The sequence below is a fragment of the Terrabacter carboxydivorans genome (assembly GCF_039532035.1).
GTDB lineage: Bacteria > Actinomycetota > Actinomycetes > Actinomycetales > Dermatophilaceae > Terrabacter > Terrabacter carboxydivorans.
Genome location: NZ_BAAARE010000058.1, coordinates 1 through 1,421 on the forward strand (window position 1 = coordinate 1; position 1,421 = coordinate 1,421).

At 68.1% G+C, this 1,421-nt stretch carries 1 protein-coding gene; it reads right to left on the reverse strand.

What is annotated here, in order from left to right:
* Positions 1-50 precede the first annotated feature (50 nt).
* Entirely contained in the window at positions 51-1,298 is a 1,248-nt protein-coding gene (locus ABD297_RS23525; protein WP_344257586.1) for an IS256 family transposase, read from the reverse strand.
* Between the last annotated feature and the right edge of the window lie 123 nt (positions 1,299-1,421).

Here is a 1,421-nt window from a genome sequence, read left to right on the forward strand (position 1 = left end):
GGTCAAGTCCCGGGTAGTGGTGTAGCGCTGCGTGATCCGTGGTGAAGGGGTCAGGCGGTCAAGGCCGGCAGGTCATCAGCTCCGATCTCTGGTTCGGTGTCGGGGACGAGGTTGACGCGGGAGCGGGCCAGGACGTCGAGGCCGAGATAGCGGCGGCCTTCGGCCCACTCGTCGGTCTGTTCGGCCAGGACGGCCCCGACGAGGCGGACGATGGCTTCGCGGTTGGGGAAGATCCCGACGGCGTCGGTGCGGCGCCGGATCTCCTTGTTGAGCCGTTCGGTGGGGTTGTTGGACCAGATCTGGGTCCAGATCTCCTTCGGGAAGCTGGTGAAGGACAGCAGGTCCTCGCGGGCGCGGTCGAGGTGCTCGAAGACGGCCGGGAGCTTGTCCTTCACGTAGTCGAGCAGCCGGTCGAACTGAGCGTGGACGGCGCACGCGTCGGGCTGGTCATAGACCGAATGCAGCATCGCCTTGACCGCCGGCCACATCGCCTTCGGGGTCACGCCCATGAGGTTGAAGGCGTAGTGGGTGCGGCAGCGCTGCCAGGCCGCGCCCGGGAGGTTCGCGGCGATCGCCTCACGCAGCCCGGCGTGCGCGTCGGAGGTGACGAGCCGGACCCCAGCCAGGCCACGGGCCACGAGGTCGGCGAAGAACTCGTTCCATGCCGCGCCGGTTTCCGCGGTGGCCACGCGCATCCCGAGTACTTCGCGGTGGCCGTCGCCGTTGACGCCGGTCGCCAGCAGCACCACGGCGTTCACGACGCGGCCGCCTTCGCGGACCTTCATCGTCAACGCGTCCGCGGTCACGAACGTGAAAGGGCCGGCCGGGCCGAGTGGCCGGTGGCGGAAGTCCTCGACGAGCTGGTCCAAGTCGGTGGCCATCCGCGAGACCTGTGACTTCGACAGCGAGTCGATCCCGAGCGTCTTGACGAGCTTGTCCATCCGGCGGGTGCTGACGCCGGCGAGGTAGCAGTCCGCGACCACGGTGATCAGCGCGGACTCGGCGCGTTTGCGGCGCTCGAGGAGCCACTCGGGGAAGTAGGTGCCCTTGCGCAACTTCGGGATCGCAACGTCGACGGTGCCGACCCGGGTGTCCAGGTCGCGGTGCCGGTAGCCGTTGCGTTGGCTCGCGCGCCCCGGGGTCGGGCGACCCCACTCGGCGCCCACGACGGCGTCGGCATCGGCCGACAAGAGCGCGTTGATGATCGACTCCAGCAACGAGCGCATCAGATCGGGTGAGGCTTCGGACAGGGCTTCGCCGAGCAGGCCGGCAGGGTCGACAATGTGTGGTGCGGTCATCGTGATGATTCCGTTCGAGAGATCTGTGGAAGGTGAACTCGAAGGATCACGCGGTGGCCGCTCCTACGTCCACGACCGGGACGAACTCGGCGACCGCGCTACACCACTATCGGGGACTTAACT